The sequence below is a fragment of the Nocardia sp. NPDC003979 genome (assembly GCF_053605015.1).
The window spans coordinates 514,109-530,498 of record NZ_JBSGIJ010000004.1 but is presented as its reverse complement, the minus strand read 5'-3'; the positions used below and the strand labels follow the sequence as shown (position 1 = coordinate 530,498).

The following is a 16,390-nucleotide window of genomic DNA, read 5'->3' as shown; positions in this document are numbered from 1 at the left end:
ACCGGCGGTGCAACGTGAAGGGAGCGGCGAGATGATGCGAGCGTGGCGAGTGGCCCGTCCCGGCCCGATCGGGTCCGCTGTTCCGCTGCGGTTCGGCCAGGAGCCGATGCCGGAACCCATGGCCGACGAACTACTGGTCAGGGTCCTTGCCTGCGGGGTGTGCCGTACCGACCTGCATGTGGTCGAAGGCGACCTACCCGTCCACCGTTCGGGGGTGACCCCAGGGCACGAGGTCGTCGCGCAGGTCGTGTCGGTTCCGGAGGGATACAGCGGTGTGGCGGTCGGTGACCGGGTGGGTGTCCCGTGGCTGCGACACACCTGTGGGGTCTGCCGATACTGCCTGCGTGGCGCGGAGAATCTGTGCCCTCGGTCGCGCTATACCGGATGGGACGCCGACGGCGGATACGCCGAATTCGCCGCGGTCCCCGTCGACTTCGCGCTCCCATTGCCTGCCGGCTATTCCGACGAGGAGCTTGCGCCGCTGCTGTGCGCCGGGGTGATCGGGTACCACGCGCTGGTGCGGGCCGAGGTACCGCCGAACGGCGTTCTCGGCATCTACGGATTCGGCGGTAGCGCCCATCTCACCGCGCAGATCGCATTGGCGCGAGGAGCTCGCGTCCATGTGATGACCAGAGACCCGGCGGCCAGGGAGCTGGCCTCGGCGCTCGGCGCGGCTTCTGTGCAGGGTGCGGCCGACCCGGCACCGGAGCCGCTGGATTCCGCGATCCTGTTCGCCCCCGTCGGTGAACTGGTATTGCCCGCGATGGAGGCGCTGGACGCCGGGGGGACGCTGGCGATCGCCGGAATCCACCTCACCGACGTCCCTCCGCTGAACTATCAGCGACACCTGTTCCGGGAACGCCAGATTCGCAGCGTCACATCCAACACCCGAGCACAAGCCCGGGAATTCCTCAGCCTGGCGGAGCACTACCGGCTGAGGGTTTCGACCCATCGTTATCCGCTGGAGCACGCTGACCGCGCTTTGCTCGACCTCTCGCTCGGCCGATTCGACGGCGCGGCCGTGCTGGTGCCTTGATCACGTCCGTCCGGCGGCCGGCGGCGCGTGACCGACAGTCCGCGGGGAAGTGTCTGCGGCGAGCGCGTGATCGAGCAGGACGCGGCGTTCTGCGGAGGCGACGACCCGGCGGGTCGCTGCGACCGCATCCGGGGTCACCGACACCGACGTGATTCCCATGCGCACCAGATGTTCGGCGAACTCCGGCCGGTTCGAGGGCGCCTGACCGCACAGCGACGAGGTGATGCCAAGGCGCCGTGCGAGTCCGACGATGCGTGAAATGGCATCCAGCACAGCCGGATCCGATTCGTCGAACAGCTCGGCGCAGTCTTCGGAGTCGCGGTCGACACCCAGCATCAGCTGGGTCAGGTCGTTGCTGCCGATGGAGACACCGTCGATACCGAGACCGACGTATTCGGGGAGCCAGTGCAGCACCGAGGGGACCTCGGCCATCACCCAGCGGTGCAGGCCGCGTTGCAGACCCAGCTCGCTGGCGTCGATGAGTTCCAGGCACGCTTCCAGCTCCCACTTGGTGCGCACGAACGGGATCATCACGTGCAGATTGGGATTGTCCTGGCGGGCGCGCGCCAGCGCGCAGAGTTCGGCGTCGAACAGGTCCGGCTCACGGATGTAGCGGTAGCAGCCGCGGTATCCGATCATCGGGTTGTGTTCGACGGGCTCGTATCGTTCGCCCCCGCGCAGTGCGCGGAATTCGTTGCTGCGGAAGTCGGTGGTGCGGTAGACCACCGGTCGAGCGCCGAACGGCGTGGCGATCCGGTCGAGCGACTCGCTCAACCGGTCGATGAAGAGCCGCTGTTCTCCTCGCGCGAGAAGATCTCGGGGATGGCGGCCCTCGAGCGCGCGGGTCAGCAAGGTTTCGGCGCGCAACAGCCCGACTCCATCGACATCCTGCGCGGCGACGGCGACGGCCGCGTCAGGAGTGGCCAGATTGACGTAGATCTTGGTCGCGGTGGGCTCGGTGGCGAAGCTGTGCGGTGCGACGCGTCCAGCCGGACGTGGTGCCGGGACGTCGGTGGTTCCTGCCCTGACCTGCCCGGTGGAACCGTCGACCGTCACCAGGGTGCCGTCGACGAGAGCCGAGGTGGCGGTGCGGGCACCGACGATGCAGGGAATTCCCAGTTCACGTGCCACGATCGCGGCGTGACACGTCATGCCGCCGCTGTCGGTGACCACGGCCGCGGCTCGCGACAACGCCGGTAGCCAGTCCGGATTCGTCATCGGCGCCACGAGAACCTCACCCGCGCGCAGCAGCCGCCCGAGATCCGGCGAAGCCAGCACGCGAACGGGCCCGGACGCCACACCGGGCGCCGCGCCGATGCCCTGGACAAGGGCCGCGTCGCTGGAGGATTGCGAACTCGGCGAGGTGGCGGCCTCGGTCGGCGTCGTGATGGGTCGCGCCTGCACGATCCAGAGGACACCCTTGTCGTCGAAAACCCACTCGACATCCTGGGGGATCCCGCCAAGGTGGGCCTGTACCGACAGCGCCAGCCGCGCGACCGCCCGGGCCTGCTCGTCGGTCAGGACCGGGGAGGCGGCGTCGGTGGCATCCAGTTCGACCCGACGGTCACCTTCCGGCCCGGACATGATCGCATAGCTCTGCCGTCCGATCCGGGTGCGCAGCAGGTCCGGGCCCGCCGCGTCGAGTAGGTAGGTATCGGGCTCGACCGCTCCCGAGACGACGACCTCGCCCAATCCCCGGGCGGCTTCGACGACGACACGATCGCGTCGCCGCGTCGCGGGATCCGCGGTGAAGGCGACCCCCGCGGCTCTCGCATCGACCATGCGCTGCACGACGACGGCCATCGCCGGTCGCCCGCGCATCCCACGGCGGGCCCGGTAGGTCAGCACCCGAGGGCTGAACAGCGAGGCCCAGCAGTCGACCACAGCGGCCAGCAGGGCGTCCCTGCCGCGAATGTTGGTGCGGGTCACGTTCATCCCGGCGAAGGAAGCGCCCGCGCTGTCCTCGCCGATCGCCGAGGAACGCACTGCGACCGGAATATCGTCACCGAGCGCGCCATAGGCCGACGAGACGGGCTCGCGGACCATATCGTCGAGGTCGACAGCGCGGACCATCTCCGCCATCTTCTCGCACAGGTCGGCGAGCTGGGCGGTGTCTGTCACCGAGGCCAGAGCTCGATCGTGGAGTTGCCCGAGTGCTGTGCCGACGGGACTGTCGGTGATCGCGTGTTCGTACGCGGCGGCCAGCACGACGAAACCGGCAGGCACCGGCAGATCCGCGGCGACGAGTTCGCCGAGATTGGCGCCTTTGCCCCCGGCTCGATCAGCGTCCTCGATCCGCAATTGCCTGAATTCTGCGACGAAATCGCCCATTTCGGTCCTCGTTCCTCTTCGGTGTCGGTTTCCAGCCTCGCCGGGAGCCGGACCCGCCGATACGGTCGAAGGTCCCGGGTGGTGACGGGCATTGGTCCCGAGCGGACCCGGCCGGAACAAAGGGCCTTCAGCCGTCTCGGCGATGCCTTTCGGATCTGGGTCGGTCCGGCCCCGGCGCCGATGATGGAGTTATCGAGCACGCCCAGGGTGGACGACAACGAGGTTGGTCACCCAGCTACATCGGCACAGCGTGGTGATGGTGTAGCTCGTGCACCCCTCGCAGGTGAAGCCGTGGGGGACGGCGTCGACAACCAGGAGAAACTTCATGTCGAACCATCATGATCCACTGGCCCCGACGGTCCACACCGCCCATGTGTGGCTGCGCGCCGTAGCCGACGGCCTCGACACCGATGATCGCCGGTTCGCCCTTCGCGCACTGCGTGCGTGGTTGCACACGGTGCGTGATCGGATCGGGACCGACAGTTCGGCGCACCTGTCCGCGCAGCTGCCCGAGCTGCTGCGTGGTGTCTACTTCGAGAACTGGGTGCCGAGCCATCTGCCGGTGCGGCACGGCATTCGGGAGTTCTGCGCCCAATTCGCCCGCGAAGCCGGGATCGAGCCCGCAGAGGTTCCCGCCGTGGTGGCGGCGGTGACCTACGCGCTGGACTCGCGATTCTCGCCCGGGCTGCTCCCGCGCGTCTTCGCCGGGATGCCGATCATGCTGTTCCGCCTGCTGTACGGGGCGACATCCGACATCGCGGGCGAGCTTCGGCTGCCGGCACCCGATGTCGAGGAACAACCAGAGCCGGATCGCTTGACACGACTCGAGCAACGCGTGACGACGCTCACCGAGGCGGTCATGGCGCTGTCGCACGGACTCGAACAGCTGCCGACCGACCCGGACACCCCCACACGGACCGCGGAATCCGCTCGCCACGCGCATGATCTGCTGCTCGCGAGTGGCATCGGTACCGGCGGACCGGCATGACGGCCGGTGACTGGAACGGGGCCCCCGATGAGGATCACACGAACACCTGACCTGGCGACTGTGCGAGCCGTGTACGAGCGAGCGGCCCGGGCTCCGTCGTTGCACAACAGCCAACCGTGGCGATGGCGCTGGGACGGCGCCCGGGCCGCGCTGCTCGTCGATCGGGATCGGCTGCTGCCAGCCACCGACTCGTTCAACCGGGAGGGCATTCTCGGCTGCGGAGCGATGTTGCACCACGGCGAGGTCGCGTGGGCGGCGGCGGGTTGGGATACGCGGACCGCCCGCTTCCCGTCGCCGACCGTGCGCGGCCACATCGCGACGATCGAACCCAGGGACTGGTGCGAGCCCCGAGAAGCCGACCGAGAGCTCGGTGCGGCGATCGACCGGCGATACAGCGACCGGATGCCCATGGACCCCCCGCCCGAATGGGTGACGACGCCGAAGATCTTGGAGTTCCTCGGCGACAGATCGCACACGAAGGTGACGTTTCTGGATGGCGACGGTGTCGACGCGCTGCGGCGGATCTCGCAGCTCACCTGGCGACTACGCCGATACGACCCGAAATACGGTGCCGAATTGAGCTGGTGGACCTCGGGCCCGGAACGGAACAGTGATGGAGTTCCCGCTGCCGGGTTGCCTGCCGCTCCGGACCGGGGCCGCGTGCCGCTGGGCAGGGAGTTCCCCGCCGGTTCGGCCGCGTCACCGGATTGCGTCGCCGACGACGCGGCCGAGGTCGTCGTGCTGTCGACCGAGAGCGATTCGGTGGAGGCCGTGCTGGATTGTGGGTACGCGCTGTCGGCGATTCTGCTCGAATGCACGGTGCACGACCTGTCCACCTGCACCGTCTCTCACGTCACGGAGCTGCCGTCGTCACGCGCGAAGGTGACAGATCTCGTGGGGCACTCGCACCCGCAGGTATTGGTCCGGATCGGTAGTGCAAGAACGCCTGCGCCTCCGCGCAGTCCGCGGCGCTCCGTCGACAGCGTTCTGGATGTCGAGGTCCGTGGCGGTGCGCCGATGATCCGATCATGAGCGTGTCGACGAAGTTCCGAGCACCCGGAGTCGGCGCGTCGTTACTGCTTTCGGCTCTGGGGATACCGTTCGTAGCCCGGTGCAGCCCTACGATGGCCGAGCTGCGCTACCGGGGGCGGCGCTCCGGGCGTCGCATCGCGCTCCCCGTGGCGTACGCCAGAGTAGGGGAGCGCGCCGTCATCCGGGTGGCGCGCTCCGACACCAAGCAGTGGTGGCGCAATTTCACCTCGCCTCACCCGGTGTCGATACGGCTACGAGACCGATGGGTCAACGGCGTGGCTCACGTCGCCCGGCCGGGCTCGCTCGAACACGAGGAGCTCGCAGCCCACTATCAGCAGATTTTCACCCGCTGTGCGGTTCCGGTGGACGATCCCCTGGTGGTGATCGAATTGTCCCCGCGCCGAGTCGACCCTCGCGAATCGCGTGCCATGCGCGCGCCGAGCGCGTTCTGGCGACGCTGGATGGTGTCGGTGACAGCCGGTGAGGCAGTAGGTTTCGCCGCTCCGGCGGTGATCGGAGTGCTGGTCCGCGATGCCTCGCCCGGTATCTCGGTCGCGGCGCTGCTCGCAGCGGGAACAGTGGAAGGCGCCGTTCTCGGGTATGCCCAGGGTCGGGTGCTGGCGTCGGTGCTGCCCGGATTGCCGGTGCGAACCTGGACGATCGCCACCGCTATGGGTGCCGCGGTCGCCTGGTCGATCGCGCTGATCGCGATATCGGTCGGCGACACAGCGGCGCGGTGGCCTGTCGCGGTATCGGTGCCGTTGGTTCTGTCCGGCGTGGCGGCGCTGTTGTCGTCGATCGGGATCGCGCAGTGGACCGTGCTGAAGCGGTTCGTGGCGCGCGCGCATCGATGGATCCTCGGCACCGCGTTGGGCTGGTCGAGCGGATTGGCGACGTTCTTCGCCCTCACCACTCCGCTGTGGCAGCCGGGCCAGTCGCTCGGGCTCGTGATCCTTATCGGCCTGGCGGGCGGATGCGTCATGGCTGCGGTGATGGCCGCGGTGACAGCTCGGTTCCTCATCGCGCTCCTCATGCCCGCGCAATCAGCGGGCGCGGGCCCTCGGCAATAGCGTCCACTCGGCAGTGTGCGTGCCTGCGAGGAAGATGCGTGACGTGGTAGATCCCACAGTGACTCACACCAGGCGATCAGGGCAGCGGTCCTGTCCGACGGCGCCGCAGCATCTTGTGCGCTGTATCGGCCGCCAAGAGCGCAGGTATCGCGCAGGCCGCGAGGACCCATCCGAGCACGGGCGGCGGTGAGCCGCCGAGTAGTTCGGGAATTGGTGGTACCCACAGAAATACGACAAGCAGCGCGATCTCGATCGCGACGGTGGTCAGCAGCAGTGGATTCCCGCGCCATCCGGTCGCTCCCACCCAGCGTGTCTCACTCCGGCAGGCGAACGCGTTGGTCAGCTGGCCGAGGACGATCGCGACGAACAGCGCGCCCGACGCCGACGCGAGAGTGCCTGCGGCGACCTCGTCGCCCAGCCGCCAGCCCGCGACAGTCAGCACCGTGAGGAACGCACACATGGCGACGGTGGCCTCGGTAGCACCGAGCACACCGAATACCCGCCGCAACAACGTGCGATCGATGAGCGTGCCGGCCTTGGGCGGCCCGGACATGGTGCGCGGATTCGGTGGCTCGGCGCCCAGCGCGAGAGCGGGCAGCATGTCGGTTCCGATGTCGAGCGCGAGCACCTGCAATACGGTGAAACCGAGTGGAATCGTTCCGCCGCTCGCCGCCCAGAGCGCGAACGGCGCGAGTTCGGCGACATTGTCGGTCAGGTGATAAGTGAGAAACCGACGAATGTTGGCGAAGGTCGCACGGCCGAGCCGGATCGCGGCGACGATGGTGCCGAAATGGTCGTCCAACAGAACCAGGTCGGCCGCCTCGCGCGCCACGTCGGTACCCGAGGCGCCCATCGCGATGCCGATGTCGGCAGCGCGTAGCGCGGGACCGTCGTTCACCCCGTCGCCGGTCATCGCGACGACATGCCCTCGTCGTTGTAGCGCGGCGGCGATCCTCAGTTTCTGTTCGGGTGCGACCCTCGCGACCACCACTCCGCCGCGCTCGAGCAAACTCGCCAGCCGGCCGTCGTCCTCGGGGAGGTCGGCCCCGGACAGGACGAGGCGGTCCGGACCGAACAGTCCGACCTGCTCGGCGATCGCGGCTGCTGTGCCGGGGTGGTCGCCGGTGACCATGGCCACCCGGATGCCGGCACTGCGGCAGTCGGCGATCGCCGTGGCGACGTCGGCGCGTGGTGGGTCTTCGAGGCCGATGACGCCGAGCAGGCGTGGCGTCGAGGCCGGGTCCGCGGCGCGGGCGACGGCGAGGACTCGGAGTCCACGCGCGGTCATCTCCGCTACCCGGGCGGTGGCATCTTCGGTATCGGACTCACAGAGCGCCAGTATTGCTTCCGGTGCGCCGGTAATGTGCTCGCCGTCGGCATCGATCACGGATGCGCGGCGGGTATGGGTGTCGAACGGTGTGCGGTGCCATGGAGCGGGTGGTGGGGCCGCGCCGGTGCGGGTGGCCAAAACATGGACGGCGACTTCCATCGGGTCGCCGATCGGCACCCACTTCGCGTGCACGAATTGCGCGCGGGCGTCCGGGGAGCATCGCGCGGCGGAATCCGCCATCGTCCTGGTCGCCGCGATTGCCTCGGCGGTTCCGGTGAGGGTGGCGTCCGGGCTGTACCCGGTTCCGTCGACGGTCACCGGTCCTGGCGGCGTCCATACTTCGACGACCTGCATCTCATTGCGCGTCAGGGTGCCGGTCTTGTCGGTGCAGATGAAGGTCGTCGCGCCCAGCGTCTCGACCGCCTCGAGCCTGCGGACCAAAGCGTTCTGCCCGGCCATGCGCTGTGCCGCCCTTGCCAGAGACAACGTGACCGTAGGCAGCAGTCCCTCCGGAACCAGGGCGACGGTGACACCGATCGAGAACAGCAGGCTCTCGGGGAGGTCCCGTCCGAGAGCGGCGAAGACACCGAACGACGACACGCCGACCAGGACGGCGATGAGCGCGACCAATCGCACTACCCGGTGCAGCTGACGAGTCAATGGGCTCGGCGGTCTGGTCGCCCGAGCGGTGGCGGCGGCCAGGGTGGCCAGGCGGGTGGCCGACCCGATCGCGTTAACCTCGGCCTCACCTTGGCCTGCCACGACGTAGGTGCCGGCCAGGACGAGCTCGCCAGAACCTCGTGGCACCGGTTCCGCCTCGCCCGTCAACATCGATTCGTCCACGGCGACACGCCGAGTGGTCCGCATCGTCGCGTCGGCGCAGACTCGATCGCCCGCTTCGAGGACGAGGAGGTCACCGATCACGAGGGTGTCCGAGTCGACGGTGACGACGCGCCCATCGCGTCGTACCGCCGCTGTCACCGGGAGCAGATCGTGGAGTCGTTGAGCTGCCCGATCGGCCCGGTACTCCTGGACGAACGCGAAGATGCCGTTGAGGATCACCACACAGGCGATGGCGATGGCAAGTGCCGGCATGCCGGCGATCAGCGCCAGTGCGGCGGCTATCCACAACATGGCCGCGAAGAAGTGGGTCAACTGGCCCGCGAACTGCGAAATCCGATTCGGCGGAGGCGTCGCCGGCAGTGCGTTGGCGCCGTCACGGCGATGGCGCACGGCGGCTTCCGCAGATGTCAGTCCCCGGTAGCCGACCGTGGTCATCGCGACCTCGCGTGCGCCGGGGTCGAGCAGCATCGTGTTCCCGGTTCACCGATCATGGTGCCTGCCGGCGGCCGTGACAACGGAGAGGTCGGGGCCGGGCATCCGCCTGGCTGTTTTCGATGTCATGACTACTAGCGTCGCCCTGCGCGTGGGGAGAGGAGCAGGGCCGAGGTGCCCGCACCGTGGGGACCAAAGCCACACTGAACGAACGCGATCAGGACCGTCGGCCGCGGACCATCGCCTCTGACCGCTCCGGTCGGCACGTCGGAGGATGGATGTGGCGCCTCGCGACTGTATGCGCGTTGGCGAAATGACACGTACACCGATCGTGAGGTCGACTGATGAGCGAGCTGCATCCCCTGGACGGGGGATTCATGGAGTTGGAGGACACCGACCGACATATCAGTCTGGGGATCGGTGCCGCGGCGATCGTGGCCGGGCCCGCACCGACACGGGCGGAATTCGTCGAATGGTTACAGAGTCGCCTCGACCACGTGGATCGTCTCCGTGAGCGGGTGCGAAGTTCGCGATGGGACCTGACCGCACCGGTATGGGAGGCGGATCCACACTTCGACCTGGCCCATCATGTTCGCTGGATCGCTTTGCCGGAGCCGAACGACGAGTCGGCTCTGCGCGAGGTGATCGCCGCGGAGCTGGCGCAACGCCTGGACCGTGACCATCCGTTGTGGCAGTGCGTAGTCGTCGAACACCTGGCGGGTGATCGATGGGCGCTTATCGTGAAAGCCCACCACGCCATGGTCGACGGCATCTCGGGGATCTCTTTGTTCGAGCGGCTGTGCGAGCCGGCCGAGGATCGCTCCGTACCGGAGGCGGAGCCGAGTTCGCCTGTGCCGGACCGCGGTCGGTTCGCTCTCGCGGCCAAGATCGTGCGCTTACCTGTGACGGCGCCCCGCTTCACGATCACGGCGATACGAAGCCTCGTACCGGTCGTGTGCGCCGCTGTCGCGCCGAGCGGCTCGTCTTCGTTGAACGGCCCCATCGGGCGGCAGCGAAGGTACGTCGTCGCCCGGACTTCGTTGACCGACGTCCGTGAGATCGGTGCGGCGTTCTCGGCGTCGGTCAACGATGTCGCTCTGGCGGCCGTTACCTCCGCCTATCGCACCCTGCTGCTCCGGCGAGGCGAGGATCCGGGCATAGCGCGCCTGCGCATCCTGGTTCCGATCTCGGTCCGGCCGGGTACCGTCGGCGATGCGCTGGACAACCGTGTGTCGGCCATCATTCCGCATCTGCCCGTCGAGGTATCAGACCCGGTCGAACGGCTCGCCGCGGTCCACGCCCGGGTCACCTACCACCGCGCCAGAGGGGAAGCCGAAGCCGAGCGATCGATGCTGGAGGTGGCCGAATCGCTTCCCTACGCGGTCGTCGCATGGGCTTTCCGACTCGCGGGACATTTCCCTCAGCGCAGTGTCGCGGCCCTGGCGACGAATGTTCCCGGCCCGAGACGGCGGCTGGCCCTGATCGGGCGTCCGGTCCTGGAGATCTTGCCGTGTATCCCGATCGCGATGCGACTGCGTACCACGATCGCGATTCTGAGCTATCAGCAACATCTCGTCTTCGGGATCACCGGTGACTACGACACGACTCCCGACATCGATGTGCTCGCAGAGGGTATCGAGTGCGGCATCGCCGAGCTGTTGGCGCCGGCCCAAGATCGCGGTGAAGGCCACCCTTCGGATCCGGTCGGGTAGAGCGCACTCTCGTGATGCGAACAGGTCGTCGGTCTTCGCGTCGCGCTCCACCGCTCTTGGGTGCGAGAGGTTGTGCGAAAAAGGACCGTCAGTTCTCGCCCCGCGGTCGGGCGATGATCAGGGGGCGATCCGTGCCGTGCAACACGGCCTGGGCGACCGAGCCGAGGGACATACCGGCGAACCCACCGCGACCGTGGCTGCCGACCACGATCAGCTGCGCGTCCGCTCCGGCGGTCAGTAGAGCCCGCGACGGCCGGTCCTCAACCGCGATGAGATCAACTTTCACCTCGGGATACCTTTCCGCGTGGTCCGCCAGGCCGTCCGAAAGCAACGCTTCGGCCGCGATTCGCACGGTGGTGTGTGCTTGCTGGCGGTAGGACCGGGACCAAGCGTGGACAGCGACGAGCCGGACGCCTCGATGCGCTGCCTCGTCGAAGGCCAACGCGATCGCATCGGTGCTGCAGGCCGAGCCGTCGACTCCGACCACGACCGGAGCATCGACGTCGAACCCGGTTTCCGGGATCACCGCGACCGGGCAGTCCGCGTGCCGGGCGAGCGCGGTGCTGACCGACCCGAGCACGGTCCGTCGCAGGGCACCCAGACCTCGGCTGCCGACGACCAGCAGACGTGCCGATCGACCGTGATGCAGCAGGGCGGCGACGGCGGAGCCGTCGAAACTGGCCGTCGAGATCGTGATTTCGCGGGTCGGCGCGCTGAACTCGGCAGCTCGCGCCGAGGCCGCCGCGATGACGGCCGCACTGTGATGGTGCAGTGCTTCGTAATCGAAAATCGGTGCGATCAGGCTGAAGTCGTAGTCGACGGGGGTATCGACCGCGGTGACCAGCTGCAGTGGGGCGCGATGTCGCATCGCGTACTCGACCGCCCAGCGCAGCGCGACAATTGCCTGCTCAGAGCCGTCGACGCCGACCACGACCGGAGGACTTGCGTTGGGCGGAGTGGGCACAAGGACCGCCTTTCTGTTCCTGCCACTGTGCGCCGGGCACCGGGGTGGAGGGCAGGGCCGGACGACCCGGCACGAAAGGGACGAGGTTGTCCCGCGGATCCGTGCCGTACGGGACGAAGGGCCTCGGTCGAGGGGTCCGTCGTCCCTAGGCGGCTCGCTCGCCCCCTGGTCGAATCGAAGACGTCCGATTCACCGCACAGGAGATGACCATGAGCTTGCTCCCCGCACACCGCTCCCACTCGCTGCTCCCCGAGTTCACCGACTGGTTGTCGGGCTTTCCCTCCGCCCAGAATCTGCGGCCGCTCTTCGAAGGAAGGCTGATCAAGGTCGAGGACGAGGTCGCTGACGGTAAATACCTTGTCCGCGCCGAACTTCCCGGGATCGATCCCGCCGAGGACATCGACGTCACCGTCCGCGACGGCGTGCTCACCATCAAAGCCGAGCGCAGTGAACGCACCACCACCCAGGGGCGAAGCGAGTTCGCCTACGGCTCGTTCACACGCTCGGTCGCCTTGCCGCCCAGCGCGACCGAGGATGACACCACAGCCACCTACAAGAACGGCATCCTCACCGTTTCGGTTCCTTTGTCGGGCCCTGAAAAGGACACCGAGGAAAAGCACATTCCGGTCGAATCCCAGGACGCCGGCCCGACCGGGAAGTAGCACTCCGCCACGGCCGGGCCGCTTCCAGGGAACCGTCTTCCCGCGTCCCGGCCGTCGCGGGCTGGTCGAGTGCTATCCGAATCCGAGGACCCCCTCGGCCGAGGATCCACGCCTGTAGCCGTGCGGGCGCGCCATTCCCACATTCGAGTGCTGTTGACAGACAAGGAGATTCGCGATGTTCGCCATGGTCTATGACGGTCCGGGACTTCCGCATTTTCGTGAGGTGGACAACCCGACGATCCGCGACAGCACCGATGCCGTCGTCAGGGTCGACACAGCCACCATCTGCGGGACCGACCTGCACATTCTGCGCGGCGACGTGCCCGAGGTCGTGCCAGGACGGATACTAGGCCACGAAGCCGTCGGAACTGTCACCGCTGTCGGCAGCGGGGTCCGCACCTTGCGCGCCGGTGACCGGGTGCTCGTCTCCTGCATCAGCGCGTGCGGCGTGTGCTTCTCGTGTCGCCATGCGCGGTACGGGCAATGTGTCGGTGGCGGCGGTTGGCTGCTCGGCCACGAAATCGACGGTACCCATGCCGAATCGGTGCGCGTGCCCTTCGCCGACATGTCGACCCATCTGATCCCGTCGGGGATCAGCGACGAGCAGATGCTGATGCTCGCCGACATCCTGCCCACCAGCTACGAGGTCGGCGTCCGCAACGGAGCGGTGTCGCCCGGCGACACCGTCGCCATCGTTGGGGCCGGACCGATCGGGCTCGCCGCGGTGATGACGGCGCGGCTCTACAGCCCGAGCCACATCGTCGTCATCGACATCGCCGACGCGCGATTGGCCGCGGCACGAGAACTTGGTGCCGATTCAGTGCTCAACAGTCGTCGCGACGAGGTGACCGCGATCATCGCCGAGCTCACCGGTGGCCGGGGTGTCGACGTGGCGCTCGAGGCGGTCGGCGTACCCGAGACGTTCGAGCTGGCCATCGATCTCGTGCGGCCCGGTGGTCACGTCGCCAACATCGGCGTCCACGGCGCCTCGGCGTCACTACCTCTGCAGGACATCTGGAGTCGTGATCTGACCATCACCACCGGTCTGGTGGACACCGATTCGACACCGCGACTGATCGAGTTGATCCGATCAGCCCGTCTCGATCCGACTCCGCTGATCACCCACCGTTTCGATATGGACGAATTCACCGATGCCTACGACACTTTCGCGCGCGCCGCGGAAACCGGCGCGCTGAAAGTCGCGGTCGCCCGAGCGAAGAAGGAGGAGCGGTGACGACCACGATATCGAACGTGAGTTATCGGGAACTCGCTCCCGCCGACCGCGACTCGGTGTGTGCGTTGCATGCCGGTCTGGGGGGTAGGGACGGCTATTTCCGGTTCTTCGCCCCACCTCCCAAGGACCTGGATCGGGTGGTCGGTCCTATCGCTTCGAGTGATCGCGCGCATTGCGCTGTCGGCGCCTTCACCGGCGACCGGTTGGTCGGTGTGGCCAATTCCGTCGTTCTCGAGGACGGTGTCACCGCGGAGATCGCGATGGTCGTCGCCGCCGATGAACAGCACCATGGCATCGGTACCGACTTGCTCGGCCGCCTCGCTGACTGCGGCCGTGCGCGCGGTATCGACCGGTTCATCGCCGAGGTGATGCCGGCGAATGCCAAGGCGATGCGGCTGATCATCGATTCCGATCTCCCGATCTCGGCCCACCGCACAGAAGGTGTCATCCAGATCGCCTTCCACCTGTAAGGCGCCCGAGCCGGGCTCGGCCTGTCGGACCAACGATCTTTGTGCGGAGCAGGGGATCAGATCGCCGACGTCGGCCGGTTCGACGGTTTTGCCGAGTTGGAGCCGACGCTGAGGGTCCTGCCCGAAGGCTTCGGTGGGCTCATCGATACGGGAGGGACGCAGCCCTCCGTCGTACGCTCGACCCGCTGAATCGATCGGCCGCGGGGGCCGATTCTCGACGAATGACTTCGATCGGGAGGTGGTGGCGATGACAACGGTGGACGCAGACGCGGTGATCGGCTTCCGGCTGCGGTCGCACCACCTGCTCGAGCGGGAACCTTTCGACACCCTGCTCGCTGTCACGGGTGCCTGTGCGGTGCAGAACAGCCCGCCCGGTTCCGCGTTGCTCGCGCTGGCGGCCCGCGTGGACGGTGTCACCGGAGCGCGTATCGATGAGCTTGTCGGCCAGGGCAAGTCGTTGCTGCAGACCTGGTGTCTGCGCGGCGCGCCGTTCTTCTTTCCGACCGCCGACGCCGCCACATTCACCACCGGCGTGGTGCCGCCGACCGAAGCGTCACGCTCGCACCTCGTCCGTGGGGTCGAGCAGGCATTGCTGACCCTGGACATGGGATTGGACGAGATCGTCGACCACACGGCCTCGGTGATCCGGCCGGTGCTGTCGGGACGGGAACTCGCGATCGGCGAGCTCGGTGAGCAGCTGGCCGATCGGGTCGCGGGTGGTCTGACGACAGCGCAACGAAGGGCATGGGCGGCACCTGGACCGTATGGCAGCAACCAGCCGCTCGGGCAAGCGGTTGCCCACTTCTGCCTGCGCATCCTCACGCTGCGCGGAATCGTCTGTATGGCGCCACGCCGAGAAGGCACAGCCCCGTTCGTCCTTGTCGAAGACTGGTTGGGAGCGCCGTTGCCCGTAACCGACCCCGAAGTCGCGCGTGCCGATCTCCTACGCCGGTTTCTGCGATGCTATGGACCGTCCAACCGCCGTGACTTCGCTGCTTGGCTGGGTGTCGCGGCGGGCGATGTGGACCCGTGGTGGAACACCTTGGGAGACGAACTCATCCCCGTCGATTTCGCGGGGCGATGTGCCTGGATCCACGTCGACGACCTGGACGAGCTGCGGTCCCCGCCTACCGCACGCGCAGTTCGATTGCTGCCGCCCGGTGATCCATTCACCCAGGCACGCGACCGCGACACCCTCGTGGACCGGCTACATCGGCGGTCGGTGTGGCCGGCGGCGGGCGCTCCCGGCACCGTGCTGGCCGACGGGGTCATCGCCGGGGTCTGGCGGCCACGCAAGAACAGAAAGAACCTCACCATTACCGTGACATCGTTCCGGCGGATGAGCCGACGGGTGCGCGAGGAGCTGCGTGTCGAAGCCCGGCTCGTCGCCGAGCTGCGAGGCGCCACCGATGTTCGGGTCGACTACGACTGAGACGACGACCATGTCGGATGCGCGCGGCGAACCGGGGAGGCTGCCCAACGTCGTCGACCGGGTCACCCGGTGACTCGATCTCGGCCAGACCCCTGACCGCTCAGCCGCCGAGGGTGTCGGTGAGCGTGCCGATCGCGTAGGTCACTGCCATGGCCAGTGCGCCGCCGACGACGACCCGCAGCACTGCTCTGCCTCGCGCGCTTCCGCCGAGTCGCGCGCTCAGCGATCCGGTGAGCGCGAGCGCTACGAGTACTGCCACGAAGGTCACCGGCACTCGCCACTGTGCCGGTGGCAGCACGATCGCCAGTAGCGGGAGCAGCGCTCCGCAGGTGAACGCGATCGCCGAGGAGCCTGCGGCGGCCCATGGATTGGTGAGTTCGCTCGGGTCCAGTTTTAGTTCGGCCTCGGCGTGGGCGGTGAAGGCGTCATGGGCGGTCAGTTCCTCGGCCACCTTGCGTGCGGTCGCCGGGCTCAGGCCCTTGGCCTGGTAGATCTCGGTGAGCTCGGCCAGTTCGTAATCGGGGAAATCGGCCAGTTCCCGCCGTTCCTTGGCCAGCAGCGCCTTCTCCGAATCGCGTTGAGTGCTCACCGATACGTACTCACCGGCCGCCATCGAGATCGCGCCCGCGACGAGTCCGGCCACGCCCGCGGCGAGGATGGTCGTGCTGTCGTTCGTCGTCGCCGCGACACCGACCACCAGTCCGGCGGTGGAGACGATGCCGTCGTTGGCGCCGAGTACCCCGGCGCGCAGCCAGTTCAGCCGGGAGGCGAGGCCCTCGGCATGGGGTTCGTGCGGGTGGGTGTCGGTCGGCGAGTCCTGCACCCGATCAGCCTAAACGAGCTCATCGCACCGT

At 67.9% G+C, this 16,390-nt stretch carries 13 protein-coding genes; 9 read left to right on the top strand and 4 right to left on the bottom strand.

The annotated features are described in order from the left end of the window. The first annotated feature begins 34 nt into the window (after nt 1–34). Nucleotides 35–1,036: a zinc-binding alcohol dehydrogenase family protein gene (locus tag ACWEVR_RS12205; RefSeq protein ID WP_067487913.1), complete on the top strand. Its 1,002-nt coding sequence runs from the start codon at nt 35–37 to the stop codon at nt 1,034–1,036. On the opposite strand, the gene ppsA is transcribed toward ACWEVR_RS12205, so the two are convergent. After that, nucleotides 1,037–3,367: a phosphoenolpyruvate synthase gene (ppsA, locus tag ACWEVR_RS12200; RefSeq protein ID WP_452466970.1), complete on the bottom strand. Its 2,331-nt coding sequence runs from the start codon at nt 3,365–3,367 to the stop codon at nt 1,037–1,039. 325 nt (nt 3,368–3,692) lie between these two features. Here ppsA and ACWEVR_RS12195 point away from each other — a divergent pair, with 325 nt between their 5' ends. The 3 genes from ACWEVR_RS12195 to ACWEVR_RS12185 all read left to right on the top strand — a co-directional run bounded on the left by ACWEVR_RS12195 (nt 3,693) and on the right by ACWEVR_RS12185 (nt 6,457). Next, nucleotides 3,693–4,355: a DUF2267 domain-containing protein gene (locus tag ACWEVR_RS12195; RefSeq protein WP_452466969.1), complete on the top strand. Its 663-nt coding sequence runs from the start codon at nt 3,693–3,695 to the stop codon at nt 4,353–4,355. A 69-nt stretch (nt 4,356–4,424) separates the two neighbouring features. Further along, entirely contained in the window at nt 4,425–5,387 is a 963-nt protein-coding gene (locus ACWEVR_RS12190) for an Acg family FMN-binding oxidoreductase (protein WP_452466968.1), read from the top strand. A 92-nt stretch (nt 5,388–5,479) separates the two neighbouring features. Next, nucleotides 5,480–6,457: a hypothetical protein gene (locus tag ACWEVR_RS12185; RefSeq protein WP_452466967.1), complete on the top strand. Its 978-nt coding sequence runs from the start codon at nt 5,480–5,482 to the stop codon at nt 6,455–6,457. Between the two features lie 76 nt (nt 6,458–6,533). On the opposite strand, the gene ACWEVR_RS12180 is transcribed toward ACWEVR_RS12185, so the two are convergent. Next, entirely contained in the window at nt 6,534–9,098 is a 2,565-nt protein-coding gene (locus ACWEVR_RS12180; RefSeq protein WP_452466966.1) for a cation-translocating P-type ATPase, read from the bottom strand. Between the two features lie 308 nt (nt 9,099–9,406). Between ACWEVR_RS12180 and ACWEVR_RS12175 the strand changes: the two genes are divergently transcribed. Then, on the top strand, nt 9,407–10,774 hold the full coding sequence (locus ACWEVR_RS12175; RefSeq protein WP_452466965.1) for a wax ester/triacylglycerol synthase family O-acyltransferase: 1,368 nt from the start codon (nt 9,407–9,409) through the stop codon (nt 10,772–10,774). An 88-nt stretch (nt 10,775–10,862) separates the two neighbouring features. Here the strand turns inward: ACWEVR_RS12175 and ACWEVR_RS12170 are convergent, their stop codons facing one another. Continuing rightward, a complete protein-coding gene (locus ACWEVR_RS12170; protein WP_452466964.1) occupies nt 10,863–11,738 on the bottom strand; it encodes a universal stress protein in 876 nt (291 codons plus the stop codon). Nucleotides 11,739–11,947: 209 nt separating this feature from the next. Between ACWEVR_RS12170 and ACWEVR_RS12165 the strand changes: the two genes are divergently transcribed. The 4 genes from ACWEVR_RS12165 to ACWEVR_RS12150 all read left to right on the top strand — a co-directional run bounded on the left by ACWEVR_RS12165 (nt 11,948) and on the right by ACWEVR_RS12150 (nt 15,536). Beyond that, complete coding sequence (locus tag ACWEVR_RS12165; RefSeq protein ID WP_452466963.1) at nt 11,948–12,400, top strand: Hsp20/alpha crystallin family protein; 453 nt, start codon at nt 11,948–11,950, stop codon at nt 12,398–12,400. Between the two features lie 175 nt (nt 12,401–12,575). Then, on the top strand, nt 12,576–13,634 hold the full coding sequence (locus ACWEVR_RS12160) for a zinc-dependent alcohol dehydrogenase family protein (RefSeq protein ID WP_452466962.1): 1,059 nt from the start codon (nt 12,576–12,578) through the stop codon (nt 13,632–13,634). Beyond that, nucleotides 13,631–14,104: a GNAT family N-acetyltransferase gene (locus ACWEVR_RS12155; protein ID WP_452466961.1), complete on the top strand. Its 474-nt coding sequence runs from the start codon at nt 13,631–13,633 to the stop codon at nt 14,102–14,104. The genes ACWEVR_RS12160 and ACWEVR_RS12155 overlap by 4 nt, the downstream gene beginning before the upstream one ends. 247 nt (nt 14,105–14,351) lie before the next feature. Continuing rightward, nucleotides 14,352–15,536: a winged helix DNA-binding domain-containing protein gene (locus ACWEVR_RS12150; RefSeq protein WP_452466960.1), complete on the top strand. Its 1,185-nt coding sequence runs from the start codon at nt 14,352–14,354 to the stop codon at nt 15,534–15,536. A gap of 100 nt (nt 15,537–15,636) precedes the next feature. On the opposite strand, the gene ACWEVR_RS12145 is transcribed toward ACWEVR_RS12150, so the two are convergent. Beyond that, the gene (locus tag ACWEVR_RS12145) at nt 15,637–16,359 is read right to left on the bottom strand and encodes a VIT1/CCC1 transporter family protein (protein ID WP_357143682.1); all 723 of its coding nucleotides are present in this window, start codon (nt 16,357–16,359) and stop codon (nt 15,637–15,639) included. Nucleotides 16,360–16,390: the final 31 nt, after the last annotated feature.

What these genes read in the sequence shown, in the direction of transcription:
- ACWEVR_RS12205 (WP_067487913.1), top strand. Translation starts at nt 35, where the DNA reads ATGCGAGCGTGGCGAGTGGCCCGTCCCGGCCCGATCGGGTCCGCTGTT.
- ppsA (WP_452466970.1), bottom strand. Translation starts at nt 3,367, where the DNA reads ATGGGCGATTTCGTCGCAGAATTCAGGCAATTGCGGATCGAGGACGCT.
- ACWEVR_RS12195 (WP_452466969.1), top strand. Translation starts at nt 3,693, where the DNA reads ATGTCGAACCATCATGATCCACTGGCCCCGACGGTCCACACCGCCCAT.
- ACWEVR_RS12185 (WP_452466967.1), top strand. Translation starts at nt 5,480, where the DNA reads ATGGCCGAGCTGCGCTACCGGGGGCGGCGCTCCGGGCGTCGCATCGCG.
- ACWEVR_RS12180 (WP_452466966.1), bottom strand. Translation starts at nt 9,098, where the DNA reads ATGCTGCTCGACCCCGGCGCACGCGAGGTCGCGATGACCACGGTCGGC.
- ACWEVR_RS12175 (WP_452466965.1), top strand. Translation starts at nt 9,407, where the DNA reads ATGAGCGAGCTGCATCCCCTGGACGGGGGATTCATGGAGTTGGAGGAC.
- ACWEVR_RS12165 (WP_452466963.1), top strand. Translation starts at nt 11,948, where the DNA reads ATGAGCTTGCTCCCCGCACACCGCTCCCACTCGCTGCTCCCCGAGTTC.
- ACWEVR_RS12160 (WP_452466962.1), top strand. Translation starts at nt 12,576, where the DNA reads ATGTTCGCCATGGTCTATGACGGTCCGGGACTTCCGCATTTTCGTGAG.
- ACWEVR_RS12150 (WP_452466960.1), top strand. Translation starts at nt 14,352, where the DNA reads ATGACAACGGTGGACGCAGACGCGGTGATCGGCTTCCGGCTGCGGTCG.